General features: G+C 66.3%; 1 protein-coding gene. It reads right to left on the reverse strand.

Annotated elements, in window-relative coordinates:
- Positions 1 to 229: 229 nt before the first annotated feature.
- Complete coding sequence (locus tag PAA8504_RS21620) at positions 230 to 1,651, reverse strand: IS1380 family transposase (RefSeq protein WP_108896178.1); 1,422 nt, start codon at positions 1,649 to 1,651, stop codon at positions 230 to 232.
- Positions 1,652 to 1,755 lie beyond the last annotated feature (104 nt).

Raw genomic sequence — 1,755 nt, forward strand, 5'->3', positions numbered from 1 at the left:
CCCGCATTATTCACCGGAACGGCTCCCCGGTGGGCTTGAGGCAAGGTGAGGCCGTTCCTGCCGGCCTCTGGGCGAGCGTTTGCTGCGAGTGTCAGCCGCGCTTCGCGCATGAGTTGATAGAGCTGCTGCGCCGGCAGCTATTCCGGTATCGATCGATGTTGTTGGAACACGCCTGCTCACCGCCCCTGGGCGTTCATCCGGTCGGCGGCATCGACGTCCTCTCGCGGAACTACGGGCCGGTCCCACGCAGCATCTGGATCTGTGGCCAAACGGCAGCCCAGAAGGGCGCGGCCGCTTCGGCAAGGATCAGTGTCATGCGCCGGGCGGAGATGACGAGACGGGCGCCGGCGCGCAGCACGCGTTCCCGCAGACGGCGCAGGCTCCAAGGCGTTTTCGTCGCGCGCGCCATGGCCCGGCGCGCCACGTGCATGATCTGGTAGGCGAGCATCGCGATGAGCAACCGGACCTCGTTGCAGGCGAAGGCATCGACGGCGGGTGTGACTGATTTCGGCTTCTTACCGCGCAGATGGGTCTTGGCGCGGTTGGTGGAGGACAGGGCTGGAGAAAGCACGTCCATCAACTCGCCCATATGCCCTTCGGCTTTGCCGCGCTGGCGATAATGGTCCAGCAGGGCTTGCCCGCTCATCTGGAAACGCGAGATTGAGGTGACGAGGAAGAAGCGGTCGAGAAGCAGATCCCCCTCGCGCTCCTTGACCACAAGCACGACACGGCGGGGCTCGCCCCAGCCCTGCGCCTGGTATTCCAGTTCGTGCGTCCAAAGCCGCGGTTCCGTTGGTCGTCGTCCCGGCGGTCGCTTCATGTGCGGCGCCGCGAGCTTGTCGAGGGCGGCGTTCGCACGCAGGCGGGCGACGTGGTGGATGCCGCGCGCCTCAAGACCCGACAGGAGCACGCCGGAGGGGAAGCCCGCATCAATGCGCACGGTGGTGATCTTGCACAGGTTGGCCTCGGCGCGATCGACCACGTCGAGGATGACGTCCAGCGCACCGTCGGCAGTGCCGACATTGCCGGGGCGCAAACGCGCGTCGAGCATGTCGCCGGTTTCCGCGATCGAGGTGATCAGCGGGTGGTAGATCCGGGCCCGGTAATGCCCATTCCACTCGGCCTTCGGCTGGTGTCCGTGGACCTCGATGGGCAGGCTGTCCACGTCCAGCGTGATGCGTGTGCGCCGCTGCCCGCCGTTCTCGGCCCGCAGGTTCCGACCTGCGAGTTCGAGGGCAGCCTCCCGCAGAACTTTCAGGTTTGCGGGTTCGGCCAACATCGCCGTGCAGCGCGACAGCGTGGGCTGGGATGCCAAACCGGGCTGCACAGTCAAAGGCGTCAGGCCGGCCGCGGAGCCGGCCGCCAAGCGCATCGCCGGATCATGCCGCAGAGCATCGGCATCGTCGTGGTCCTGCCAGCCCTGTGCAACCAGAAGCACCAGGGTCCGCAGTAGCGACGGCAGGTCATGCACGACATCGGCCTGGCGGCGGGTGTCCTTCATCTGCGTCGCCATCCAGCCGATGATCCCGGTCGCGTCGAGAGCTTCTCGCAGAAGCACTGCGCCCGGATCGCCGGTCAGGCGCTCAGCCCGGGTCTCGATCGAAAGGGAGCGGTTGAATCCGGCCGTGACCGACCGTAGAGTTTCACCCATGCGTGCGTCCGAAGCTGCTGGCGGATTGCGGTGTAGCAGCTTGATTCTACGGCGCTTTCAGGCGCACGCAACCTTCCCCAACCGATTTGGATGAATAAGCCGGG

The sequence above is a fragment of the Palleronia abyssalis genome (assembly GCF_900302445.1).
GTDB classification, from domain to species: Bacteria; Pseudomonadota; Alphaproteobacteria; order Rhodobacterales; family Rhodobacteraceae; genus Palleronia; species Palleronia abyssalis.